A 24,539-nucleotide genomic window follows, 5' to 3' on the forward strand; every position below is an offset into this window, starting at 1 on the left:
GGCCCCATGACTGCCGACGACACCGGCCCCGGCGCCGGCACGAGCCCCGCGCGAGGCGACGACGACGCCTCCGCCGGCCGGATCTACACCCGGCGCGCGGCCTACCAGTCGCCTCCCGGCGGGGCGCTCGACGTCGACCGCGGCCTCTATGCCGCCGTCGCCGCCGCGGACCGGCGGCTGGTCGAGGAGTTCGAGATCCCGATCCGCTCCGGGCGGGCCTGGCAGGTGTCGGCCGGGCATATCGTGCGGATCCACCAGACTGACGGTCCGCAGGTCGGCGACCTGAACCTGTGGAACCTGCACGACCCGCGGGAGCGGTTCTGGGCGGCGCGGACCCGGCAGCTGCAGCGCTCCTCGATGACCACCTACGACCGGTTCTGGTCCACGCTGCCGGCGCTGCGGCCGCTGGCGACGATGATCGCCGACACGCTCGCCGACCACCCGGACGCCGCGGTGATCCACGATCTGCTGGGCACCCGCTGCGATCCGTATGTGAACCGGATGCTCTCCGGCGAGGACTTCGACCGGCACTGCCATTCGAATCTCACCCGGGCCGTGCTGCCCCACGGGCTGACCGAGCACGACGTCCACGACGTGCTCAACGTCTTCCAGATGGCCGGGCTCAACCACCGCCACGAGTACTTCATGGATGCCTGCCCGGCGAGGCCGGACGACTTCGTGGAGATCTTCGCCGAAGTCGACCTGCTCATGGCGCTGTCCACCTGTCCGGGCGGGGACCTCTCGGTGCACATGTGGGGCCCCGAGGCGGCCTCGACCGAGGAGCAGCTGGCCCACTGCCACCCGCTGGGCGTGCAGGTCTTCGCCGTCGACGACGCCGTCCTGGAGCGCTGGCGGCCGCCGGCGAAGGCCGCCTATCGCGGCGCCGACGGGCTGCACGGCCTCGGGGTGTGGGCGGCGGGGCTCAGGGCACCTGGAGCTTGGCCTCCGGCAGGTCCGTGATGAGCATGTGTCCCGGCGCATGGCTGATCGCCAGTTCGGGGCGCGATTCCATCACCGCCGCCTGCGGGGTCACGCCGCAGGCCCAGAACACCGGAAGCCAGCCGTCGGGCACGTCGACGGCGTCGCCGAAGTCCGGGGCCGCGAGGTCGCCGATGCCCAGGGCGGCGGGGTCGCCCACATGCACCGGCGCCCCGTGGACTCCGGGGAAGCGGGAGGAGATGCGCACCGCGTCGGCCACCCGGTCGGCCGGGATCGGCCGCATCGAGACCACCAAGGGTCCGGAGAGCGTGCCGGCCGGGGCGCAGCGGCGCGTGGTGCGGAACATCGGCACGTTGACGCCCAGCTGCTGGTGGCGCAGCGGAATGCCGGCCCGGCGCAGCGGCGTCTCGAAGGTGAAGCTGCAGCCCAGCAGGAAGGTCACCAGATCCTCGCGCCAGTGCTCGACGACGTCGTCCGGCTCGGCGACCAGGGCGCCGTCGCGGTAGACCCGGTAGGCGGGGACGTCGGTGCGGATGTCGCCGCCGGCCAGCAGCTCCGAGTCCAGCTGCCCGGCCTCAAGGACTCCGAGGACGGGGCAGGCCTTCGGGTTCCGCTGGGCGAAGAGCAGCATGTCGAAGGCCATGCCGCGGGGGAGGGCCAGCACGTTGGCCTGGGCGGCCCCCGGCACCCACCCGCTGGTCGGCGTGCGCAGTCCCCCGCGGAACCGGCCCCGCGCCTGCGCGGGGGAGAGCCGGTCATTGGTCGGCGTCGTCATCGTCGCTCCCTCCTCGTCCGATGTCTCGATGATCAGCCCGCCTGCCAGAGCTCGGCCAGCCCGCCCAGCGAGCTGACACCCATGTAGAGCGTCAGCGCCCAGGCCAGCACGCCGATGATCAGCAGCCAGGCGGGGTGGCGCCGACCCTGCATCAGGTCGCGGCGACGCCAGGCGGCCCAGAGGATCACGGTGAAGCCCAGCGGCAGGACGGCGCCGTTGAAGGCTCCGGCCATGATCAGCAGCGTCTGCGGGGCCTGGCCGACGCTCAGGAAGATCGCGCCGGTGACCGCGAGGAAGCCGGCGGCCAGCCAGTTGCGCGTGCGCTCGCCGGTGCGGGCGGTGACCAGGAAGCTCACCGAGGTGAAGGTCGCTCCGAGGATGGAGGTGATCGCCGCGACCCAGAAGACCAGTCCGAAGGTCCGCAGCCCGATCTCCCCCAGGGCGGCGCCGAAGGCCTCGGCGGCGACGTTGTCCTCGGCCAGCGAGGCCCCGGTGACGACGACGCCGAGGATCGCCAGGAACAGCAGGAAGCGGATGACGCTGGCGACGATGATGCCCAGCACCGAGGTGCGGGTGATCGCGCCGATGTTGTCCACGCCGGTGTTGCCCGAGGCGATCAGCCGGTGGGCGCCGGCGTAGGTGATGTAGCCCCCGACGGTGCCGCCGACCAGAGTGGTGATCACGAAGAAGTCGACCTGCTCGGGCAGCACGGTCTGGCGCATCGCCTCGCCGACCGGGGGAGCGGTGGTGGCCGCCATGGTGATCATCAGCAGGATCAGCACCGCCCCGCAGGCGACCACCACGCGGTCCAGGGCGACGCCGGCCTTGCGGGAGAGGAAGATCAGCAGCGCCAGGACCACGGAGATCCCGCCGCCGATGCGGGCGTCCATCCCCGTCAGCGCGTTGAGCCCCATCCCGGCGCCGGCGATGTTGCCGACGTTGAACACGATGCCGCCGAAGAACACCAGGGCCGCGAGGGCCCAGCCGGCCCCGGGCAGCACCCGGTTGCCCAGCTGCTGGGCGTAGAGCCCGGAGAGTCCGAGCACGCGCCAGACGTTGAGCTGGACGGCGACGTCGATCAGCACCGAGACCAGGATGGCGAAGGCGAACGCCGCGCCGAGCTGGTGGGTGAAGGTCGCGGTCTGGGTGATGAAGCCCGGTCCGACTGCGCTGGTGGCCATGAGGAACATGGCGCCCAGCAGCGCAGTGCGGCGGCGTCGGGTGCGACGGCGGGTCGTCTCGGCGGACGAGGCTGTCGGCGGGGTCGCGGCGGGGTCGGTCACAGATCTGCTCCCTCGGACGTGGTGCTGGTCGGCGGTCGACGTGGCCAGGATGTGACGTGGATCTAGTCGACGAATGCATCACACAGTAGCGGTTGTTCAACAATCGGGGCAACGGATTGTTGGACAAAATTTCCCGGCGAGACACCGGGCAGCGGATCATCCCTTGTCAACCGTCCTTCGGGCGGTGACGATTGACCCACTGCCCATGCCGCGACCGGCAGACGCACGACGGCCCCGGGGAAGGAGCGCCATGGACGAGGACACCGCCTGTGCGATCGTCGGCGGCGGGCCGGCCGGCATCGTCACCGGACTGCTGCTCGCCCGCGCCGGCGTCGACGTCGTCGTGCTGGAGAAGCACGGCGACTTCCTCCGCGACTTCCGCGGCGACACCATCCACCCCTCCACGCTGCTGCTGCTCGACGAGCTCGGGCTGATGGACCGCTTCGCGCAGATCGACTGGCATCGCATGGAGACCGCGCGGGTGCCGGCCGCCGACGGATCGCTGGTCACCACCGGCGACTTCCGCCGGCTGGACCACCCCTACCCCTACGTCGCCCTGGCCCCGCAGTGGGACGTGCTGGACCTGCTCGCCGCGGCCGCCGCCGAGGAGCCGAGCTTCCGGCTGATCATGGACGCCGAGGTCACCGGACTGCGGCGACGCCGCGACGCCTCCGGGAGCGAGCAGATCACCGGGGTGAGATGGCGCGACGCCGACGGCGGCGCCCATGAGCTCTCCGCGCTGCTGACGATCGCCGCCGACGGACGCGGCTCGGTCGTCCGCCGGGAGGCGGGGCTGTCGATGATCGAGCACGCCGTGCCGATGGATGCCTGGTGGTTCCGCCTCGACGCCGACGACGCGGAGTCCCAGGAGGCCGCCGGCCACACGCTCTTCCCGCGCACCGGCGGCGAGCTCCCGGTGATCGCGATCCCGCGCGGGACCTACTTCCAGTCGGCGATGCTCATCCCGAAGGGAGCCGATGCCGGGCTGCGCGCCCGCGGGGTCGGCTGGTTCCGCGAGCAGGTCGCCGCCGCCTTCCCGGAGTTCGCCGAGGCTGCGGCCGCACTGTCGCTGGAGGACGTCCACGTGCTCGACGTGCGGCTGGACCGTGCTCGTCAGTGGTGGCGGCGCGGGCTGCTGGCCGTCGGCGACGCCGCCCATGCGATGTCGCCGGTCGGCGGGGTCGGGATCAACCTGGCCGTGCAGGACGGCGTGGCCGCCGCGCGGCTGCTGGCGGCCCCGCTGCGCGCGGAGACGATCAGCGACGCCGACGTCGCCGCGGTCCAGCGCCGTCGCCGACCGCCGACGGTCGTGATCCAGGGGCTGCAGCGCGTGCTGCACCGCGGACTGGCGCGGCTCTTCGGCGACGGCGCGCAGCTGCGGATGCCGGCCGCCGTCGCGGAGCTGCTGCGGCGACGGCCGGAGCTGACCGTCGGGCCGGCTGCGCTGATCGGCGTCGGCCCGCGCCCGGAGCACGCCCCGGACTGGGCGCGGCGGCGAGCTGCGACGGAGGCGAAGGAGACGAAGGAGGACGACGATGTCACCTCAGGATGAGGGCGGAGCCGCGACGCCGGAGCGCTCGGCGCGCCGATCCCGTCGGTGAGGGTCAGCGCGGCTCGGCCGGACCCGGCCCCGGATGGACCACGACGCTGCCCACCTTCTGCCCGGCGTCCACGTAGCGGTGGGCCGCGACGATCTCCTCCAGCCCGCAGTGCCGGTCGATCACCGGGACGAGGTCTCCGGAGGCGAGCAGCTCGCCGATCTCCTCGATCACCTGCTGGCCAACCTCGGGGAACGGGAAGACCACCCGGCGTCCGCGCGACGGCCGGCCGGGCAGCCGCGAGCCGAGCGCGGACAGCGCGGACCAGGCCAGGTTCTGCCATCCCGGCCCCGGATCGGTGGACACGTAGCGGCCGCCGGGCCGGAGGATCCGTCGACAGTGCCCGAAGGTGCTGGTGCCGACGGCGTCCAGCACGACGTCGTACGTCTCCGGGGCGGGCGGTGAAATCCTCGGCGAACCGGTCGACGACCAGCTCTGCGCCCAGCTCCCGCAGCAGATGCTCATGCTCGGCGGCGCAGACCGCCGTGACCGAAGCCCGGCGATGGGCCAGCAGCTGCACCGCCGCCGAGCCGATGGCCCCTGTAGCGCCGTTGACCAGGACGCGTTCCCCCGGCTGCACCCGGGCGCGCCGGATCGCCGAGCGGGCGTAGTGGGGGCCTTCGGTGCTCGCCGCCGCGTGATCGAGGTCGACGCCCTCCGGCACCCGCGCGATCGAGGACGTCTCCCGGGCCGTCATCAGCTCGGCATGCGCGCCGAACCGGCCCTCGCAGTAGCCGAAGACGCGGTCTCCCGGGCCGAAGCCCGTGACCCGTCCGCCCACGGTGACGACGTCTCCGGCGTACTCGGTGCCCAGGACGGTCCGGCGCGGGCGACGCAGGCCGGCGGAGGCGCGCAGGACCCACGGCCGCGCGGCACGATAGGCGCAGTCGGTGCGGTTCACCGTGGTGGCGCGGACGCGGACGAGCACCTCGTCGTCGGCCGGCTCCGGCGCCGCGACGTCGACCACCTGCACGACGTCCGGCGAGCCGTACTCCGTGGTGACCGCTGCCCGCATCAGTGCCTCCTGACTCGCAGTGTGACCGGACGGCGGGCCGTGGGGAAGGGCGGGCGGCCGCACCACCGGGGACGCCCGCGACTCAGTCCACCGTCGGGCCGTAACGGTCGGAGCTGAAGCCGCGCATCCGCTCGACGAGCGCCTCCAGAGTCGCCGCGGCATGGTGGTTCGGGCGCCAGGCGGCGGTCAGCCGCACCCGCAGGTCTCCGTCGCCGACGCTGATCCGCAGCGGCACCAGCGCGAAGTGCGGGTCGTCGGTGACCACTGCGACCCCGCGCCCGGCCGCCGCCAGGGCCTGGGCGACATGGCTGTGCCGGGCCTCGACCGCCCCGTGCGGGGCCAGTCCGGCGACCTCCAGGGCGCCGTCGAGCAGCCGGCGGGCCATATAGTCGCGCGAGGTGAGCACCAGCTGCTCCTCGACCAGCTCCTCCAGGGCGACGGCGCCGCGTCCGGCCCACCGATGGTCGGCGGGCACGCAGGCCCACACCGGCAGTTCGGCCAGCCGCCAGGAGGCGACCTGATCGCCCGGTTCATGGGTGACCAGCACGAGGTCATGGGCGGCGACCAGCAGGCGCGGATCGGCGTCGACGGGGATCTCGGCCACCGAGGGGACGGGGTCTCCGACGGTGAAGGTGGCGACGAACGGCGCGACGACGTCGACCAGCGTGGTGCCCGGAGCCGCGAGGCCGACATGCTCCAGACGTCCGGCGGCCAGCTGACGGGCATAGCCGCGGGCGTGGTCGTGGGCCTGCAGCACCTGCTGCGCCGTGCTCAGGAAGGCGCGTCCCTCGCTGGTCATCGCCAGTCGGGGGCCGGTCCGGTCGAAGAGCGCCAGCCCCAGATCGCTCTCCAGCGAGCGGATCTGCCGGGAGAGGGCGGGCTGGGTCATATGCAGCGTCTCGGCGGCCGCGGAGACGCCGCCCTCTTCGGCGACGGCGACGAAGTAGCGCAGCAGGCGGTGTTCCATGCCTGCCAAGCATACAGATCATGAAAATTGGGCATTAGACGGCATATCCGGTTCCCGTCATCATCGAGGGGAGACGTACCCGCCCCCTCCGCCCGAGGAGCCGCCATGAGCACTGCGACCACCCCCGCCGCCGAGCACGACGCGCCGTCCGAGACCTCGGCGCCGCTGCCGCAGTCCCGCCGGCTGGCCACTGAGATCCCCGGCCCGCGGGCCCAGGAGCTGCAGGAGCGCCAGCGCGCCGTCGTGCCGGCCGGAGTCTCCTCGATCATGCCGACCTACGCCGTGCGCGCCGAGGGTGGGATCGTCGAGGACGTCGACGGCAACCGGCTGATCGACTTCGGCTCCGGCATCGCGGTGACCAGCGTGGGGGCCAGCGCCGAGCGGGTGGTCTCCGGCGTGCAGCGGCAGGTCGAGCAGTTCACCCACACCTGCTTCATGGTCACTCCCTACGAGGGCTATCTGCAGGTCGCCGAGAAGCTCGCCGAGCTCTCCCCGGTGCCCGGCGAGACCCGCACCGCGCTGTTCAACTCCGGCGCCGAGGCGGTGGAGAACGCGGTCAAGGTCGCCCGCGCGCACACCGGCAAGCAGGCGGTGGCCGCCTTCGACCACGCCTATCACGGGCGCACCACGCTGACGATGGCGCTGACGGCGAAGAACAGGCCCTATAAGCACAGCTTCGGCCCCTTCGCCCCGGAGGTCTACCGGGTCTCGGGCTCCTACCCGCTGCATGACCAGCTCGACGGCGCCGCCGCGGCGGCCCGGGCGATCGACCAGCTGCAGACCCAGGTCGGCGCGGAGAACCTGGCGGCGGTCATCATGGAGCCCATCCAGGGCGAGGGCGGCTTCATCGAGCCCGCGCCGGGCTTCCTGCCGGCGATCGTCGACTGGTGCCGTCAGAACGGCGTGCTGTTCATCGCCGACGAGATCCAGACCGGATTCGCCCGCACCGGCCAGTGGTTCGCCTCCGAGCACGAGGGCATCCAGCCCGACCTCATCACCACCGCCAAGGGCATCGCCGGCGGCCTGCCGCTCTCGGCGGTCACCGGCCGCGCCGAGGTCATGGACTCCGCCCACGCCGGCGGGCTCGGCGGCACCTACGGCGGCAACCCGGTCGCCTGCGCCGCCGCCGTCGGCGCCATCGAGACCATCGAGCGCGAGGGGCTGCTGCACCGGGCGCAGGAGATCGAGGAGCGCGCCGTGGCCCACCTGCGCGCGGCGGCGCAGCACGATGCCCGCATCGCCGAGGTCCGCGGCCGCGGGGCGATGCTCGCCGTCGAGCTGGTGGATCCGGCCACCGGCGCCCCCGACGCCGCACTGACCTCGCGGGCGGCCGCCGCGGCCCGCGCGGCCGGCGTCATCACCTTGACCTGCGGCACCCATGGCAACGTGATCCGCCTGCTGCCGCCGCTGAGCATCGGCGACGAGCTCCTCGACGAGGGGCTGCAGATCATCACCGACGCCCTGGCCGCAGCCTGAACCATCCATCCGCCCGCGCGGCGCCCCGCCGGGCATCTCGTCCTCCGGGAGGAACCCCATGACCACTTTCGACGTCCGCAACCCCGCCACCGGCGCGGTCATCGACAGCGTCCCCGACACCACCGCCGATCAGGCCGCCGCCCAGGTCGACGCCGCCCAGGCCGCCTTCGAGCAGTGGCGGGCCACCGCGCCCCGGCACCGTGCCGAGGTGCTGACGGCCGCCCACCGGGCCCTGCTCGACGACGCCGACCACCTGGCCGATCTGATGGTCGCCGAGAACGGCAAGTCCCGCGCCGACGCCGCCGCCGAGGTGAAGTACGCCGCGGAGTTCTTCCGCTGGTACGCCGAGGAGGCCGTGCGCGGGCCGGGCCAGTACACCGAGGCCCCGGCCGGCGGGGTGCGCAACGTCGTGACCCGCCATCCGGTGGGCGTCTCGGTGCTGATCACCCCGTGGAACTTCCCCGCGGCGATGGCCACCCGCAAGATCGCCCCGGCGCTGGCGGCGGGCTGCTCGGTGCTGATCAAGCCCGCCGGCGAGACTCCGCTGACCGCGCTGCGGATCGTCGAGCTGCTCGTCGACGCCGGCGTGCCCGCCGACGCGGTGCAGATCGCCCCCACCTCCAGCTCCTCGCGGGTGGTCTCCGCCTGGCTCGCCGACGAGCGGGTCCGCAAGCTCTCCTTCACCGGCTCCACCGGGGTGGGACGCACGCTGCTGGCCCAGTGCGCCGAGCGGGTGGTGAACACCTCCATGGAGCTGGGCGGCAACGCGCCGTTCATAGTCACCGCCGACGCCGACGTCGACGCCGCCGTCGAGGGCGCGATGGTCGCGAAGTTCCGCAACTCCGGACAGGCCTGCACGGCGGCGAACCGCTTCTACGTCCACGCCGACGTCGCCGCGGAGTTCATCGCCGCCTTCGGCGCGAAGATCGAGGCGCTGCAGGTCGGGAACCCCGCCGACGGCTCCGATCTGGGGCCGGTGATCCATGCGAAGGCCGCCGCGGGCATCCGCGGGATGATCGACGACGCCGTCGCCGCCGGGGCGCGCATCGCCCACCAGGCCGCCGCGCCCTCGGGCGAGGGACTGGACGCCGATGCCTTCGTGGCGCCGACGCTGCTGGCCGACGTGCCCGCCGACGCGGCGATCCTGGGCGAGGAGATCTTCGGCCCGGTCGCCCCGGTGGTCGTCTACACCGACGAGGAGGAGATGATCGCCCGCGCCAACGAGGCCGAGGTGGGGCTTTCCTCCTACGTCTACTCCGGCGATCTGAAGCACGCGATGCAGATCGGCGAGCGGCTCGAGGCCGGCATGGTCGGCGTCAACCGCGGCGCCGTCTCCGACCCCAGCGCACCCTTCGGCGGCGTGAAGCAGGCCGGCATCGGCCGCGAGGGCGGGACCTTCGGCATCGAGGAGTTCACCGAGCCGCAGTACCTCAGCGTCGACTGGAGCTGACCCGGCCGCTGACCGGCGCGACGCCTCGCCGCCCGGTGAGGCGCCGCGCCCTGCGGGCGGGCCGGCCGGAGATCCCGGCCGCCGCGCCCGCGACCTGATCCGGGCCCCGACGACGATCCGTCGGGGCCCGCGTCGCGTCCGGGGGCGTATCCTGTGCCGCACGCCCCGTCACGGAGAGGATCACCATGTTCGGCGGACTCCACGCGTTCCCGCTCACCCCGATGCCCGATGACGTCCTCGACGAGCCGGCGCTGACCGGCCTGATCGATCGGCTCGCGGCCGCCGGGGTCGACGCGATCACCGTGCTGGGATCCACCGGTTCCTACGCCTATCTCACCGCCGCCGAGCGGGCGCGAGTCGTCGAACTCGCCGTCGCCCGTGCCGGGGACGTCCCGGTGATCGCCGGCGTCGGAGCGCTGCGCACCTCGCAGGTGCTGCGGCACCTCGCCGACGCCGAGGCCGCCGGCGCCTCCGGGGCGCTGCTGGCGCCGATGGCCTACCAGCCGCTGACCGAGGCGGAGATCCTCGGGCTCTACCGGGAGGTCGCCGCCGCCACCGATCTGCCGGTGATGGTCTACGACAACCCGACGACCACGCATGTCGAGTTCAGCGTCGAGCTCTACGGGGAGATCGCCGCGCTGCCCGGGATCGCGGCGATCAAGATCCCGCCGGTCCCGCTCGACCCCGAGTCGGCCCGTCGGCGGGTCGCGGCAGTGCGGGCCGTGGTCCCGGAGCACGTGCAGGTGGGGATCTCGGGCGACCACGCCGCGCTCGCCGGCCTGCAGGCCGGCTGCGAGATCTGGTGCTCGGTGATCGGCGGGACGCTGCCCGATCCGGCGCTGGCGATCACCCGCGCCGCGCAGGGCGGCCGCTGGGCCGAGGCGCGGGCCGCCGCCGAGAGGCTGGCCCCGGTGTGGGAGCTCTTCGCCGCCTGCGGCGGCAGTCTGCGCGGCACGGTCGCGCTCGCCGAGCAGCTGTCCCTGGTGCCGCCGGGCAGCCTGCCGGCGCCGCTGCAGGGTCCGGACGCTGTCGCGCGGCGCCGGGCCGCGGCGGTCGTCGACGCCTGCGGACTGGGCGAGGAGAGGTCCCGATGAGGGCCGACGACGCCGAACCCGGAGTGATCGACCTCAGCCGACCGATCCGTTCGGGGATGATGGTCTACCCGGGCGACCCGGAGGTGACCCGGACGCCGGCGCTGACGCTGGCCGAGGACGGCGTCGCCGTCGAACGGCTGGCCTGCGGCTCGCACACCGGCACGCATGTCGACGCCCCGCGCCACAGCATCGCCGGAGGGCGCACCACCTCGGAGATCACCCTGGAGGAGCTGATCGGGCCGGCGCTGGTGCTGCCGCTCGACGCCGCGCCCGCCGAGCTGATCCCCGCTGAGCGGGTCGAGCGTGCGCTCGCCGACCTGCTCGCACCCGGCGAGCCGCTGCCGCCTCGGGTGCTGCTGGCCGTCGGCTGGGACCGGCACGCCGGCACCGAGATCGCGCTGCGGCATCCGGCGCTGGGCGTCGAGGCCGTCGAGCTGCTCTGGTCCCGCGGGATGCGCGTGCTCGGGACTGATGCGCTGAGCCCGGATGCCACCGCGGGCGAGGCGGCCGGGGCGTTCCCGGTGCACGAGCTCGTCCTCGGTCGCGACGGGCTGATCGTGGAGAACCTCTGCCGGCTGCGCGAGCTGTCCCCGGGGATCCACCCGGTCGGGATCTTCCCGCTGCCGCTGGCCGAGGCCGACGGCGCGCCGGTGCGGGCCGTGGCCTGGCCGCGCTCGGGCCGCCGGAGCTTCTGAAAGTCCCGGCGGCCCGAGCGTCGTCGTCTCCCCGCCCTCAGTAGAGGATGTGGGCGCAGATCACGATCACCGGCAGGGTGATCACTGTGCGCTCGAGGAAGACCATCACCAGGTGGCGGAGCTTCACCGGCAGGCTGGAGGCCAGCAGCATGCCGCCGACCTCGGACATGTAGATCAGCTGGGTGATCGACAGGCAGCCGATGATGAATCGGGTCATCTCCGAGGTGATGTCCATGGCGATCACCGAGGGCAGCAGCATGTCGGTGAAGCCGATGAGCATCGTCTCCGAGGCGGCCTTGGCCTCGGGCACCTGCATCGCCTCCAGCACCGGCACGAAGGGGGTTCCCAGCCAGGTGAACACCGGAGTGTGCTCGGCGACGACGACGGCGAGCGTGCCGACCGCCATGATCACCGGCAGCACGCCGATCCACATCTCCAGCACGTTGGTCAGGCCGCGCTTGACCGTCTCGCCGGGCAGCGCGATCGAGGCCCGGTCCAGCGCGCCCTGCCAGGCGCGCCGCAGCAGCGGGCCCTGCTCCTCGGCGTCCTCCTGGGCGCGGCGCGGCGTGCCGTCGATGTAGACGTCCGGGAACCGGGACAGCGGCGGGATCCGCGGCATGATCATCGCCGCCACCAGCCCGGCGACCACGATGGTGCCGTAGAAGCCCAGGAACATGTGCTCCAGACCCAGGTAGCCCATGACCACGATGGTGAAGGTCAGCGAGACCACGTTGAACGTGGTGCCCAGCACCGCGGCTTCGCGCCGGGTGTAGTAGCCGTGCTCGTACTGCTGGCTGGTCATCAGCACGCCGATGATCGCGTCGCCGAACCAGGAGGCCAGGCTGTCGATGGAGGAGCGGCCGGGCACGGTGAACAGCGGACGCATGATCTTGTTCATCAGCGCGCCGGCGAACTCGATGAGTCCGAAGTTCAGCAGCAGCGGCAGCAGCAGCCCCGCGAAGAAGAACACCGTGACCAGCAGGGCGGCGAGGTCGAAGATCACCTGGCCGGTGTTCTCGCCCCAGAGCCACTGCGGGCCGATCTGCCAGAGCGTCATCGCGCCGACGATCAGGCCGACGACGCGGATGACCAGCCAGGAGACGGTGCTGCGGAACAGCGTGCGCAGCGTGGCCGAGCGCTCCATGAACGCCGGGGCGAAGAGCAGATGGACGGCGGTGCCCGCCGCCGAGACGGCCATCAGTCCGACCATCAGATACGGCATGATGCCGCTCAGCAGGGAGCCGGCGGTGTCGGCCAGGATGGCCACCGGGATGGTGATCGACCCGTCGGGGGAGGGGACCGGCACCATGAACAGCGCGACGCCGATCAGCGAGGGGATGAGGAAGCGCGGGACGGCCCGCGCGGTGCGTGTGGTCGCCATGGCCATCAGCCCTCGGCCCGGCGCTCGGCGGTCCGGCCCATCGCCGAGACGAGCTCGTAGACCAGGTGGCTGGCGGCGACGCCGGTGATCTGGGCGTGGTCGTAGGCCGGGGAGACCTCGACGACGTCGGCGCCGACGATGTTCAGATCCGTCAGCGAGCGGATGATGCGCAGCATCTCGCGGCTGGTGAGCCCGCCGGCCTCCGGGGTGCCGGTGCCCGGAGCGTGGGCCGGGTCCATGACGTCGACGTCGATGGAGAGGTAGACCGGCTTGTCGCCGAGGCGCTCGCGCAGCCGGGCGACGGCGGCCGGCACCCCGTGCTTCTCGATGAACTCGCTGGAGGTGATCTCGAAGCCGAGCTTCGCGTCGTCGTCGAGATCGCCCTTGCCGTAGAGCGGGCCGCGGGTGCCCAGGTGCGCGCTGGCGGTCAGGTCGATGAACCCGTCCTCGGAGGCGCGGCGGAACGGGGTGCCGTGGGTGACCGGGGCGCCGAAGTAGGTGTCCCAGGTGTCCAGATGCGCATCGGCGTGCAGCACCGCGATCGGGCCGTGCTTCTCGGCCATGGTGCGCAGCAGCGGGTAGGCGATGGTGTGATCGCCGCCGATTGTCACCAGCTTCCCGGCTCGCTCGAGCAGCTCGCGGGAGCCGGCGGCCACCGCCTCGATCGCCTCGTCGAGGTCGAAGGGGTTGGCGATGAGGTCGCCGGCGTCGGCGACCTGCTGCACGGCGAAGGGCGAGACGTCCTGGGCGGGGTTGTACGGGCGCAGCAGCCGGGAGGCGTCGCGGACGTGGGACGGTCCGAAGCGTGCGCCCGGACGGTAGCTGACGCCGGAGTCGAAGGGCACGCCGACGACGGCGACGTCGGCGCGGCCGACGTCGTCCAGGCCCGGCAGCAGGGCGAAGTTGGCGTGGCCGGCGTAGCGCGGAGTGGCCGAGCTGTCGCGCGGGCCGACGGGGGAGGGGGTCTGCTCAGTCATGATGTCCTTTCGGCGCCGCAGGGAGGCGGCGGTGCGGAGGCAACGGTGCAGAGGCGGCAGGGTGGTGGGGAGCCGCCGTCGGGTTCAGTCCAGGGCGATGGGCTTCAGCGCGTCCCACTGGTCGCCGGGCCCGGGGTTCGACGCCGACGTCGCCCCGCCCAGGTGGTCCATCACGCCCCAGACGGCGTTCAGCGCGGTGGTGACCGCGCCGTCGGCCCATCCGGCGGTGAACGAGATGTCGTCGCCGGCCAGGAAGATCCCGCGCTGATGCTCGGGCAGGTCGCGCTGGACGAAGTGGTTGAACAGCCGCTCCTGGTACCGGTAGTGGCCGGGCAGGTTGTTCTTGAAGGCGCCCATGAAGTTCGGGTCCGCCTCCCAGGAGACGGTGATCGGCCGGCCGATGATGTGCCGGCCGATGTCCACGTGCGGGTAGATCTTGTGCAGCGAGTGCAGCATCAGCCGGGTGCGCTCGTCGGCGTCCAGCGGCAGCCACTTCAGCGCGTCGTCGTTCCAGGTGTAGGAGAGCAGGATCGCCGCGGGCTTGTCCGGGCCCTCGTCCAGCAGGTAGGTGGCCCGCGGCAGCCGGTCGGTGAGCGTCATCGACATCGCGTCGCGGCCGGTCTGCGGGTCGGTGTCGCGCCAGAAGGGGCGGTCGACCATCACGAAGGTCTTCGAGGAGAGCATGTAGTGGCTCTTCTCGACGGCGTTCCACATCCGCGGGGAGAACAGCTCCTCGTCGGTGTCGATGCGCGTGGAGAGCAGCCAGGACTGGCAGGTGACCACCGCGGCGGCGTACTCGACGGTGCGGCCCCATTTCTCGGTGATGGTCACCCCGCCCTCGATGCCGCGGTGGATGCCGGTGACCGCCCCGCGCGGGGCGCCGCGGTGCAGCGACTCCAGCGAGGTGCCCGCCGGCCAGTGGACGATGTCCTCGGGGGCATGGCGCCACAGCGACTCGGGCAGGCGCTGGGCGCCGCCGACGATGCCGTGGTGGTCGTCGTCGGCGTCGGTGAAGACCACGCGCAGCACCTCGAGCACCGAGTTGGGGAAGTCGGTGTCCCAGCCGCCGGAGCCGAAGCCGACCTGGCCGAAGGTCTCGATGTGCTTCCAGCTCAGCTTCCGGAAGGCCTCCGAGCCGGAGATGAAGCCGTAGAAGGACTCGTCGTCGAAGCGGGCGACCAGCTCGTTCCACAGCCGCTTGAGCTCGGCGGCGTCGCGCCGGCGGATGGCGTCCTGGACGGCGTCGATCTCCGCCTCGTCGCGCAGCGCCTGCTTCCAGGCCTCGGCGACCTCGCGGTAGAAGGCCGGCAGCTGGCCCTCGGTCTCGGCGTAGGTGGGCTCGGCCTCGTCGGCCAGGTCGATCACCGTCGACGGCGTCGCCGGCGACAGCGGGTTCGGGAACTCGCGGGTCTCCAGCCCCAGCAGGTCGACGTAGTGGTAGAAGGCCCGGCCGGTGCTCGGGAAGCGCATGCCGCCGAGGTCGACCACGCAGTCCGGGGCGCCGTCGAAGGCCTGCGACTTCAGCCGGCCGCCGATCTCGCCGGCCTCGTGGATCACCGGCTTCAGGCCCATCTTCATCAGCTCGTAGGCGGCGACGATGCCGGCCAGGCCGGCGCCGACGACGGCGACCTCGGTGCCGCGGACCTCCTCGGGCACGCGGCCCAGGCCCTCGGCGGAGTCCAGGAAGTGGTCGTAGCTGAAGGGGAAGTCCGGGCTGAACATGGTCAGCGGCGGCGTCGCGCCGGCGGCGGCGTGGTCCGGGGCGGTCTCGGTCATGGCGTCCTCATCCTTCGGGCGATCGGGGGCGGCAGGAGGGGCTGCGGTGCGGACGGGCGGGGCGCTCCTGCGCGGCGGCGTCAGGAGACGAATGTACTGAGGCGCACCTCACACAGCAATGAGAGATCATCAGCAGGAGTCATCATATGCTTGCAGATCTGCAGGCCTTCATCGCTCACCGTTCACCGAACAGTCGTGACGAACGCCTCACGCATGATTTGTGTCATGATCGAGGCGGAACTGCGCTGAATTCGGCGGATCCGGCGCACAGAGGGAGGGCCAGGGCATGTCGACCATCGACGACGAGCTCATCGCCGCGCTGCAGGACGACGGCCGCGCCAGCTACAGCGCGCTGGCGACCCGCCTCGGCGTCCCGCGCGGGACCGTCTCCGAGCGACTGAAGGCCCTGACCGAGTCCGGCCGGGTGCGCATCGTCGCCGCCGCCGACCCGGCGTTCCTCGGCGAGACCTGCTCGGCGCACGTCTCGATCGCCGGCCGCGGCGAGCTGAGCGAGGTCATCGAGCATCTGCGCGGCCGCGACGACATCCCGCTGGTCTCGGCGATCTCCGGGGCCCAGGACCTGGTGGTGGAGGTGCGCGCCGCCGACCAGGACGCGCTCTTCGACGTGCTCGCCTGGATCCGGAGCTTCGAGCAGGTCGCCCGGATCTCCACAGTGCTCTACAACGACATCCTGCGCGGATCCTTCGTCTCCGACTACGGCGGCGGCGGGCGCATCGACGCCATCGACAGCGAGCTGGTGGAGCTGCTGCGCCATGACGGCCGGATGAGCTATCGCGATCTCGCCGCCCGCGTGCGGCTCTCGCCGACGGCGGTGCGGGCGCGGGTGCGACGGATGGTCGACGGGCGGATCCTGCGGATCAGCGCAGTGGTCACGCATACCGCCCGGGCCGGACGCACCAAAGTCGGGGTCGGCCTGCACCTCGGCGCCGACGACCAGGCGGTGATCGACCAGCTCATGGGCTGGCCCGAGGCGGAGTTCGCCGCGCTGACCATCGGCGCCTTCGACCTCATCGCCACGCTCAGCTCCGGAGTGCCGGGAGAGGTCTTCGCCCGGCTGGACGAGCTCAAGGGGCTCGCCGGCGTCGCCGGGATGGAGACCTGGTTCCACCTGCAGACGCTGAAGGAGGACTACTCGCGGGCGATCTGAGCATCCAGGCCGCGCCCCGGGCATCGAGTGGGCGATGTGTCGAGGTTTCGGGGCTCTTCACCGGGCGGAACCTCGACACATCGCCCACTCGATGGAGGGCAGGGGGCTCAGAGGCGCAGGTGCACCACAGTGGGCCCGTCGGCGGCCAGCTCTTCGGAGACCACGGCGCTCAGCCGGTCCTCCCAGCCTTCCGCTGAAACGTCGACGGCGGCTCCGCGGGCCCCCATCGCACAGCCCAGGGCCGCGAAGTCGGGGCTGCTCAGCCGCACGCCCGTCGGCTCGACGCCGATCTGGCGCATCTGGGCCTCGATCTCGCCGTAGCCGCCGTTGTCGGCGATGATGATCACCACCGGCAGGCCCTGCTCGACTGCGGTGGCGACCTCCTGGACGGTGAACATCGCCGCGCCGTCGCCGACGAGGGCGACCACCGGTCGGTCCGGGACCCCGATCTGCGCGCCGATGGCCGCGGGGATCCCGTAGCCGAGTGTGGCGTGACCGGGCATGTACAGCAGCTGGTCCTCCCTGCGGGCGCGCAGGGCGTGGATGGTGCCGTCGTAGGTCACCTGGGAGGAGTCGCCGGCGACGATCACGTCGTCGCCGGCGGCCTGCTGGACCACTGTGGTGATCCTCGGCAGCGTCGCGGTGCGGTCGAACTCCTCGTCGACCTCGCCCCGCAGCGTCGCGGCACGCCGGCGGCCGGGCGTCGTCCGGGCAGAGGTCGTCGGGTCCTCGGCGTCGCCCGTCGTTCCGGGCCCCTCCCGGCGAGGGGGCAGCTCGGCGACCAGCGCGCGCAGTCCGGCACCGGCGTCGGCGGCGAGGACGACGTCGCCGGGCAGGTTCTTGTGCAGCTGAGCCGGATCGACATCGAGCCGGATCACCGTCTGGGGGTCGTCGTCCGCGGACTCGGACGCACGGCTCGGGGCTGATCCGTAGGCCGCGCCGATCGTCCCGCCCCACAGGTCTGAATCGCCGAGCTCGGAGCCGACCACCATCAGCACGTCGGCGGACCGGGAGGCTCGTTGGACGGCGGCCCGGCGCACGTCCGCGCGGAGGCTCAGCGGATGGTCCTCGGCGAGCACTCCCTTGCCGTTGGCCGTGGTGACCACCGGGGCATCGATCCGCTCGGCCAGGGCCTGCAGCGCGGGGCCCGCGCCGCGGGCGCCGCCGCCGGCGACGATCAGCGGTTCCTGCGCCGCGGCCAGGCGGGCGGCGGCGGTGCGCACCGGCTCGTCGGAGGCGTCGGGCCGCAGCTCGGCGGGTCCGCCGAGCCGCAGTCCTGGCAGTCGGCCCGACCAGGGGCCTTCGAGCACGTCGAGCGGGACCTCCAGGTGCACCGGGCGCGGGCGGCGGCGGGCGAAGCCGTCGAAGGCCTCGGCGACGGCGTCGACGGCCTCCTCGGCCGTGGTCACCCGACGGGAGGAGCCCATGAGCCGGTCCGCGGCGCCGGAGGCGTCCTTGGTCTCGTGGAGCCGGCCGAGGTCCATGCCCTCGGTGCCGACAGGCATGCCGGGGGAGACGACCAGCAAAGGCCGGGACTCCGCGTGGGCGGTGGCCGCGGCGGTCAGGACGTTGGTCAGCGCCGGACCGGTGGTGGTGAGGACCACCCCCGGGCGGCCGGTGACCAGATGGTGGCCGTCGGCGGCGTATCCGGCGCCCTGCTCGTGCCGTGGCGTGACCGCCCGGACGTCCAGCGTCGGCAGATGTCGGTAGATCTCCAGATTATGAGTGCCGGGGATGCCGAAGACCACGTCGGTGCCGTGGGCGGCCAGCGCGGCGACGACGGCCAGTCCACCGGTGCGCTCTGCGGCGGGGATATCACGCACTACGCGGCGGACGCGCTCCTCGGTGGTGTGCTCAAGCGTCATCGCGGGCCCCCTCCGTGGTCTCCGAGTCTGTTGCGTCCTCCTGGCCCATCGTGCCCTGCGGCTTCGGCGAGTCCGGCGAGGGTGTCGCGTCCTCGTCGACCAGCTGCGGGGCGCCCACCACGCAGGCGACGTTCAGCGCGGCGAAGACGACGAAGAGGACCACGACCGACCAGATCGTGCCGGTCTGACCGTACAAGAAGCTGGCGGTGACCGGGGCCAGGCCGCCGTAGACCGCCGCGCCGACGCCGTAGGTCAGCGAGACGCTGGTGTAGCGCGCCTGCGGAACGAACAGCTGGGAGAGGAACGTCGCCGTCGGCGCATAGGTCATCGACATCGCCACGCGGACCACGGCGACCAGCACGAAGATCATCACGTGGCTGCCGGACCCGAAGACCAGGAACAGCGGAGCGATGAGCACTCCGGAGCTGACCACGCCGATGCCGATCGTCAGGCGGCGGCCGATGGTGTCGCCCAGTGCGGCGACCGGCAGAGTGACCAGCAGCTCGACGAAGGAGGCCAGGGTCATCGCGTTGAGGATGATGTGGGTGGGGACGCCGACCTCCGGCCCGGTGGCGTACGCCTGGGCGAAGGTGGTGGTCAGGTAGTAGCCGCCGGTGGCCACTGGCAGGGCGCCGAGACCCAGCAGCATCGCGATCCAGTTGCGCCGCACCGCGAAGAGCACCGGCACGCCGTCCTTGGACTTTCTGCCGGATCCTTCCGAGGCGTCGGCCTCGGCGACGCGCTTCTCGAAGACCGGGGACTCCTCGACCTTCCAGCGTACCCAGAAGCCGACGGCGACGAGCACGATCGAGACCAGGAAGGGGATGCGCCAGCCGCCGTCGCGCAGGAAGTCGTCGCCGCCCAGCGAGATCAGGCTGAAGATGCCGGTGGCCAGCATCGCGCCGGCCGGATTGCCCAGCTGCGGGAAGCCGCCGTAGAAGGTCTTCCACTTCTTCGGGGCGTGCTCCACCGACATGAGCACCGCGCCGCCCCATTCGCCGCCGACGGCGATGCCCTGCAGCGCGCGCAGCAGCACCAGCAGCAGCGCGGCCCACGTGCCGATCTGCGCGTAGGTGGGCAGCAGGCCGACCAGAAAGGTCGACCCGCCCATCAGCACCAGGGTCATGACCAGTGCCGGCCGGCGCCCGAAGGTGTCGCCGATGTGGCCGAAGATCACCCCGCCCAACGGACGGAGGAAGAAGCCGACGGCGTAGGTCGCGAAGGCTGCGAGGATGCCGACCCAGCGGTCGCTCTCCGGGAAGAAGACCTCCCCGAAGACCAGTGCCGCGGCGGTGGCGTAGACGTAGAAGTCGAACCACTCGATCGTGGTGCCCACGAAGGCCGCCAGGCCGGCCTGGCGAGCCTTCTTCGGCAGGAACTGCGGCTCCGGCGGGGTCGGAGCGGGGGAGCGGTGCGAGGTGTTCATCGAGGGGCCTCCCAGGCGAGGCGTCCGTCGACCCAGGTCTGGCGGACGGTCAGGGCGGGCAGGGTGTCGGGGGATAGGGACAGCGGGTCGTCGTCCAGGACGACGAAGTCGGCCCGGGTGCCGGGGGCGAGCGACCCGAGGTCGTGCTCCCGGCCCAGGGCCCGGGCGGCGTCGACTGTGTGGGCCTGCAGGGCCCGGTCGACGCCGACGGTCAGCTCCGCGGAGCCGTGCACGGCTCCGCTGCGGGTGCGGCGGGTGGCCGCGGTGCCGACGGCCGCCAGGGCGTGCGGATCCGCCACCGGCGCGTCCGAGCTCAGCGCGAAGCGGATCCCGGCGGCGTCGAACTCGCCCAGCGGATTGAACCGCGCGGCGGTCTCGCCGACGGTCGTCAACAGCCCGTCGCCCCAGTTGTGGTAATGCTGCGGCTGGTTGACCGGGATGATCCCCAAGTCGGCGATCTCGGCGACCTGGGCGGCCGAGGGCAGGCCGCAGTGCTCGATGCGATGCCGGGCATCCTTCCTGGGGGCCGTGCGCTGTGCCGCGCGGACAGCGTCGAGGACCATGCCCACCGCCGTCGGCGACTGGGCGTGCGTGGCGGTCTGCAGTCCGACGGAGTGGGCGCGACGCACCAGCTCGGCGTACTCCTCGGGCGGGTGATAGAGCATGCCGCGACGGCAGGGGTCGTCCCGATAGCCTTCCGGGAAGTAGGCCGTGGAGCCGCCGAGGGTGCCGTCGGCGTAGAGCTTGACCCCGGCGAACCAGAGCCGGGCGTTGCCGAAAGCGCCGTGCAGTCCGAGATCCACGGCGGCGTCGAGCAGGTGGGAGAGTGCGTAGAGGCCCACGCGGGTGCGCAGTCGGCCTTCGGCGGCCGCACGCAGATAGGTGTCGAACTCGCGGCGCGAGACCTGGGCGTCGCCGATCGTCGTCACTCCGTGGGAGAGGAACTCCTGCTGGGAGGCGTCGAGCTGTTCCAGGTGTTCGGCGGGAGAGTCTCCCAGATGGAAGTTGGGGCCGTGGCTGCCGATCTTGACGCCGTCGAGGCCGGTGAGCACATTGCAGGCCGAGTCGGAGACCTCTCCGGTCAGCCGGCCGTCGCCGTCGCGGAAGAACTCCCCGCCGGGAGGGTCGGGGGTGGACTCGTCGACGCCGCAGGAGGTCAGGGTCCGGCTGTTGACCACGCCGCCGTGCCCGGAGGCGTTCATCAGGTAGACCGGGCGGTCGTCGGCGACCCGGTCCAGCTCGTCGCGGGTGGGGTGGCGGCCCTCGGCGAGGTTCGTCTGCTCGTAGCCGTAGCCGCGGACCGGCGTGTCGGCGGGCAGTCGGGCCGCTGCGGCGCGCAGCAGCTCGACGATCTCCGGGATGGAGCCGGCGCGCTCGGGGCTGCAGTCGACCCAGCTCATCATCTGTCCGTGCATCAGCGGATGCGCGTGCGGGTCGATGAAGCCCGGCGCGACGACGGCGTCGCCGAGGTCGACGTGGTGCGGGCGCTGGTCGGTCCGGCACAGTCGCCGCGCCTCGGCGTGCGCGGCCGCAGTCTCGCCGATCCAGGCGATGCGGCCGCCGAGCAGCACCATCGCCTCGGCCTCCGGCCGGGCGTCGGTCATCGTGCGGATCCGGCGGGCCGTGACGAGCGTGGGCGCGTCCTCGGTCGGCGGGGTGCTGTGCTCCCCGGTGAACAGTCGGCGCACCGGCGTCCTCCTCGACGATCCTCGGGTGATGTGGCGGGTGCCACATCGATGGGGTCAGAATGTACGGCTGCCGCTGTGCCCCGGGCAATGGGCGGGACGGCAGGAGAAGGAGCGTTCAGGTCCCGATCTGCACGCATACTGTGCAGAGTGTCACTCGTATCCTCGATTAGAGTGGCTTGATCTGCGAAAGTGCACGGACACGGATGCAACCTCGCCGAATCCGGCGGATCGCCGAGGGCGGGGGGAGGAGGCTCCATGGTCGACGTCGACGACGCGCTCATCCGGGCGCTGCAGCAGGACGGGCGGCGCAGCTACAGCGGACTCGCGCGCGACCTCGGGCTCTCCCGGAACCAGGTCTCCGCCCGTGTCCGCGCGATGGTCGCCCAGGGGCGCATCCGGATCGTCGCGGCGGCCGACCCGGGGCTGCTCGGCGAACGGGTCATGGCGCACGTCGCTGTCGTCGGGGCCGGACCGTCGTCGGCCGTGGTGGAGGCCCTCTGCGCCCGGGACGATGTGCCGCTCGTGTCGGCGGTCACCGGCGGCCACGACCTCATCGCCGAGATCCGTACCTCCGACCTGGGCTCTCTGCAGGAGGCGCTGGACTGGCTGCGCCGATTCCCCGAGGTCGCCGCGTTGGACGTGGCGCTCTACGTCGAGGTGAGCTCCGGGGTCTTCATCACCGAGCACTCCGCGGCGCGGGGGATCGACGAGGTCGATGTGCGGCTCATCGAGCAGCTGCGTCACGACGGGCGGGCCAGCTGCCGGCATCTGGCGCGCACGGTGATGCTCTCGGAGTCGGCGGTGCGCGGCCGGCTCGAGCGGCTCACCTCCTCCGGGGTGGTCCGGATCGGCGCGGTGGTCGCCCACGACGCGGAGAGCCGGAGGACCAAGATCGGTCTGGGCATCACGCTCTGCGGCGACGGGGAACCGGTGGTCGCAGCGCTGCGGCAGTGCCCCGAGCTGGAGTTCGCGGCTCGGACCGTCGGACGCTTCGATCTGGTCGCGACGTTGAACTCCGCCGAGGCCGCGACCCTCGTCTCCCGGATCGAGGAGCTCACGGCGCTCCCGCAGGTGGCCCGGATGGAGACCTGGCACCACCTGCAGACCTGGAAGGAGGACTATGCCCTCTCGCTGAGCCGGGAGCGAGCGCTCCGCGGGTGACCGGTGGGCGTCCGCATCGTCTCGAGCGAGGCCCCCGACGACGTCTGCCCTTCGGCGCCCAAGCTCCAGGCGCGCAGGGCCAGGTGCACGTCCAGGCTCCGCGGCGCGCGGTCCCAGCCGTCCCCGAGCACCCGGCGGATCGTCTGCAGCCGCTGTTTGACGGTGCTGCGGTGGACGAAAAGCGCCTCGGCGGTGCGATCGATGCGCCGGTCGGTCTCGAAGAAGGTCGCCGCCGTGCGGGTCAGTTCCGTGCCCCGGGCGGCGTCCTGGGCGGTGAGAGGGGCGATCGGGTCCGTCAGCTCGACAGGGTCCCTGTCGTGGGCTGCGGCCTGCTCGGCGGCGTGGACGACGGCGCCGACGAGACCGACGTCGGCGGCGTCCAGCAGGCCCTGCCGGTCGCCCAGGCGCATCGCCGCCACGGCCATCCGTGCCGTCCGGTGATGGCGGCGCAGCCGACGCAGGGAGTCCATCGGGCCGCTCGTCGCCCCGCGCACGGCCAGTCCTGCCGTCCGCAACGCGGCGTCGGCCGCCCGCGGCCAGTCCGGGTCGGTGTAGACCACACACAGGTCTTCGCCCCGCGGGGCGGTCAGTCGAGTGCCCGGCATACCGCGGAGCAGTCGCCGCACCGGGGCCTCCAGCTCCTGGCTGCAGGACACGACGGCGACCCAGGCGCGATCGTGCGCGGAGAGCTGCCAGCGGCGCAGCCGCTGGTCCAGGCGATGGTCTGAGATCATCCGGTCGGCGAGCAGGTCCTCGACCACGTCCAGCTGCTGGCGGTCCTGGGCATCCTCCTCGGCGCGGATGAACTGCAGGGTCAGGGCCATATGGGCTGCCGCATGCTCGAGCAGCTGCCGGGGCGCCGCGTCTGCGGCGCCCTCGACCACGAGGAACCCCATGAGGGAGTCTCCGGCGGTCACCGGCGCCGCCGTGACGGATCCGCGCGCGCCATCGAGAACCACGGGGTGCTCGCCCGCGGAGACCTCACCGCGCAGCGCGGCGGGCGACGCTGCGGCGCCCTCGAGCAGCGTGCCGCTCTCCGGCGGGGTGACGGCGACCTGCTCGCCGGTCTCGGAGAGCAGCGCGGCCGGCCGGCCCAGCGTGTCGGCCGTCAGCTCGAGCACTCCGTCCTCCGTGGGGGAGCGCAGGATCTCGTGCAGCAGTCCGGCGTCGAACTCCATCACCTGGGTCTGGGAGGTCAGCTCCTCCTGGCTGCGTTCGTGTTCGCGGCTGAGCTGCTCGGCGTCAAACAGGGCCCGGGAGTAGCGCTCGGCGTTGTCCAGCGCGACGGCGGCATGCTTGCCGAGCGAGTCGACGATGTCGACCTCCTCAGGGCTGAACACGCGCCGGCCGCGTTCGGCGACCATCAGGGCCCCGATCACCTGGCCGCCCACCAGCAGCGGAACCCCCATGATCGTCTGCACGCCTTCGGCGGCGACGATGGCGTCGATGCTCTCAAGGTGGGGAATGGAGTCGTCGTGGAGGTAGGCGGTGGTCTGATAAGGCGCGACGCCGGTGGCCACGCGCCCGAGGATGCCGTAGCCGACGGGCATCCGGAGCGTGCGGTAGGCGGTGGTCGCGACGCCGTCCGACTGCCGGATGTAGGTCTCGCCCGAGGGGTGGTCGTTGAGACTGATGTAGGCCATCTCGGCGCGCAGAAGGTGGCGCGTCCGTCGCACGATCGACTGCAGCACGGACTCGACGTCCTGCAGGCTCGACAGCTCGGCGGCAGTGTCCAGCAGTGCACGCAGCAGCGCTTCGCGCTCCGAGCCGGAGGTATCCATCATTGACACATTCTAGAAGGTTTC

19 protein-coding genes and 1 pseudogene are annotated in these 24,539 nt (G+C 72.5%); 8 read left to right on the forward strand and 12 right to left on the reverse strand.

Annotation, left to right across the window (positions count from 1 at the left end; genetic code table 11):
* Window positions 1-6 precede the first annotated feature (6 nt).
* Window positions 7-960, forward strand: coding sequence for an urea carboxylase-associated family protein (locus tag ABD652_RS11550; RefSeq protein WP_344721484.1), 954 nt, complete (start codon window positions 7-9; stop codon window positions 958-960).
* Here ABD652_RS11550 and ABD652_RS11555 read toward each other — a convergent pair.
* Both ABD652_RS11555 and ABD652_RS11560 read right to left on the reverse strand, forming a co-directional pair.
* Complete coding sequence (locus tag ABD652_RS11555) at window positions 923-1,714, reverse strand: putative hydro-lyase (protein ID WP_344721486.1); 792 nt, start codon at window positions 1,712-1,714, stop codon at window positions 923-925. The two genes, ABD652_RS11550 and ABD652_RS11555, sit on opposite strands and share 38 nt — an antisense overlap.
* A 32-nt stretch (window positions 1,715-1,746) precedes the next feature.
* Window positions 1,747-2,997 (reverse strand): NRAMP family divalent metal transporter, encoded by a 1,251-nt coding sequence (locus ABD652_RS11560; RefSeq protein WP_344721488.1) that lies wholly within the window; start codon window positions 2,995-2,997, stop codon window positions 1,747-1,749.
* A gap of 250 nt (window positions 2,998-3,247) precedes the next feature.
* Here ABD652_RS11560 and ABD652_RS11565 point away from each other — a divergent pair, with 250 nt between their 5' ends.
* Window positions 3,248-4,549 carry an FAD-dependent oxidoreductase gene (locus ABD652_RS11565; protein WP_344721490.1) on the forward strand — a complete coding sequence of 434 codons (1,302 nt, stop codon included), beginning with the start codon at window positions 3,248-3,250 and terminating at the stop codon, window positions 4,547-4,549.
* A gap of 52 nt (window positions 4,550-4,601) precedes the next feature.
* On the opposite strand, the gene ABD652_RS11570 is transcribed toward ABD652_RS11565, so the two are convergent.
* The 3 genes and pseudogenes from ABD652_RS11570 to ABD652_RS11575 form a co-directional block, all read right to left on the reverse strand.
* Window positions 4,602-5,060: a zinc-binding dehydrogenase gene (locus ABD652_RS11570; protein ID WP_344721492.1), complete on the reverse strand. Its 459-nt coding sequence runs from the start codon at window positions 5,058-5,060 to the stop codon at window positions 4,602-4,604.
* A 223-nt stretch (window positions 5,061-5,283) separates the two neighbouring features.
* Window positions 5,284-5,772 (reverse strand): annotated as a pseudogene (locus ABD652_RS13970) (alcohol dehydrogenase catalytic domain-containing protein); the annotation flags it as partial.
* The gene (locus ABD652_RS11575; RefSeq protein ID WP_344721494.1) at window positions 5,693-6,577 is read right to left on the reverse strand and encodes a LysR family transcriptional regulator; all 885 of its coding nucleotides are present in this window, start codon (window positions 6,575-6,577) and stop codon (window positions 5,693-5,695) included. The gene ABD652_RS11575 and the pseudogene ABD652_RS13970, both read right to left, overlap by 80 nt.
* 105 nt (window positions 6,578-6,682) lie before the next feature.
* Here ABD652_RS11575 and gabT point away from each other — a divergent pair, with 105 nt between their 5' ends.
* The 4 genes from gabT (at window position 6,683) to ABD652_RS11595 (ending at window position 11,292) form a co-directional block, all read left to right on the forward strand.
* Window positions 6,683-8,053: a 4-aminobutyrate--2-oxoglutarate transaminase gene (gene gabT, locus ABD652_RS11580; RefSeq protein ID WP_344721496.1), complete on the forward strand. Its 1,371-nt coding sequence runs from the start codon at window positions 6,683-6,685 to the stop codon at window positions 8,051-8,053.
* A 58-nt stretch (window positions 8,054-8,111) separates the two neighbouring features.
* Complete coding sequence (locus ABD652_RS11585; RefSeq protein WP_344721498.1) at window positions 8,112-9,503, forward strand: NAD-dependent succinate-semialdehyde dehydrogenase; 1,392 nt, start codon at window positions 8,112-8,114, stop codon at window positions 9,501-9,503.
* A 185-nt stretch (window positions 9,504-9,688) separates the two neighbouring features.
* Window positions 9,689-10,597 carry a dihydrodipicolinate synthase family protein gene (locus ABD652_RS11590; protein ID WP_344721500.1) on the forward strand — a complete coding sequence of 303 codons (909 nt, stop codon included), beginning with the start codon at window positions 9,689-9,691 and terminating at the stop codon, window positions 10,595-10,597.
* Entirely contained in the window at window positions 10,594-11,292 is a 699-nt protein-coding gene (locus ABD652_RS11595; RefSeq protein WP_344721502.1) for a cyclase family protein, read from the forward strand. Before ABD652_RS11590 ends, ABD652_RS11595 begins: the two co-directional genes overlap by 4 nt.
* 37 nt (window positions 11,293-11,329) lie before the next feature.
* Here the strand turns inward: ABD652_RS11595 and ABD652_RS11600 are convergent, their stop codons facing one another.
* The 3 genes from ABD652_RS11600 to ABD652_RS11610 form a co-directional block, all read right to left on the reverse strand.
* Window positions 11,330-12,673 carry a YjiH family protein gene (locus ABD652_RS11600; RefSeq protein ID WP_344721504.1) on the reverse strand — a complete coding sequence of 448 codons (1,344 nt, stop codon included), beginning with the start codon at window positions 12,671-12,673 and terminating at the stop codon, window positions 11,330-11,332.
* Window positions 12,674-12,678: 5 nt separating this feature from the next.
* A complete protein-coding gene (speB, locus tag ABD652_RS11605) occupies window positions 12,679-13,650 on the reverse strand; it encodes an agmatinase (RefSeq protein ID WP_344721506.1) in 972 nt (323 codons plus the stop codon).
* An 84-nt stretch (window positions 13,651-13,734) separates the two neighbouring features.
* Window positions 13,735-15,426 (reverse strand): flavin monoamine oxidase family protein, encoded by a 1,692-nt coding sequence (locus ABD652_RS11610; protein WP_344721508.1) that lies wholly within the window; start codon window positions 15,424-15,426, stop codon window positions 13,735-13,737.
* A 286-nt stretch (window positions 15,427-15,712) separates the two neighbouring features.
* On the opposite strand from ABD652_RS11610, the gene ABD652_RS11615 reads away from it, so the two are divergent.
* Window positions 15,713-16,594 (forward strand): Lrp/AsnC family transcriptional regulator, encoded by an 882-nt coding sequence (locus ABD652_RS11615; RefSeq protein WP_344721510.1) that lies wholly within the window; start codon window positions 15,713-15,715, stop codon window positions 16,592-16,594.
* 107 nt (window positions 16,595-16,701) lie between these two features.
* Here the strand turns inward: ABD652_RS11615 and ABD652_RS11620 are convergent, their stop codons facing one another.
* Genes ABD652_RS11620 through ABD652_RS11630 form a run of 3 tightly spaced genes read right to left on the reverse strand, consistent with a single transcriptional unit; the run spans window position 16,702 to window position 21,573 of the window.
* Window positions 16,702-18,459: a thiamine pyrophosphate-dependent enzyme gene (locus tag ABD652_RS11620; protein ID WP_344721512.1), complete on the reverse strand. Its 1,758-nt coding sequence runs from the start codon at window positions 18,457-18,459 to the stop codon at window positions 16,702-16,704.
* Complete coding sequence (locus ABD652_RS11625; RefSeq protein WP_344721514.1) at window positions 18,449-19,885, reverse strand: MFS transporter; 1,437 nt, start codon at window positions 19,883-19,885, stop codon at window positions 18,449-18,451. The genes ABD652_RS11620 and ABD652_RS11625 overlap by 11 nt, the downstream gene beginning before the upstream one ends.
* Window positions 19,882-21,573 (reverse strand): amidohydrolase, encoded by a 1,692-nt coding sequence (locus ABD652_RS11630; RefSeq protein ID WP_344721516.1) that lies wholly within the window; start codon window positions 21,571-21,573, stop codon window positions 19,882-19,884. The genes ABD652_RS11625 and ABD652_RS11630 overlap by 4 nt, the downstream gene beginning before the upstream one ends.
* Before the next feature lie 255 nt (window positions 21,574-21,828).
* Here ABD652_RS11630 and ABD652_RS11635 point away from each other — a divergent pair, with 255 nt between their 5' ends.
* Window positions 21,829-22,734: an Lrp/AsnC family transcriptional regulator gene (locus tag ABD652_RS11635; protein ID WP_344721518.1), complete on the forward strand. Its 906-nt coding sequence runs from the start codon at window positions 21,829-21,831 to the stop codon at window positions 22,732-22,734.
* Here the strand turns inward: ABD652_RS11635 and ABD652_RS11640 are convergent.
* Window positions 22,692-24,518, reverse strand: coding sequence for a helix-turn-helix domain-containing protein (locus ABD652_RS11640; RefSeq protein ID WP_344721520.1), 1,827 nt, complete (start codon window positions 24,516-24,518; stop codon window positions 22,692-22,694). The two genes, ABD652_RS11635 and ABD652_RS11640, sit on opposite strands and share 43 nt — an antisense overlap.
* Window positions 24,519-24,539 lie beyond the last annotated feature (21 nt).

This window comes from Nesterenkonia halobia (genome assembly GCF_039536005.1).
GTDB classification, from domain to species: domain Bacteria; phylum Actinomycetota; class Actinomycetes; order Actinomycetales; family Micrococcaceae; genus Nesterenkonia; species Nesterenkonia halobia.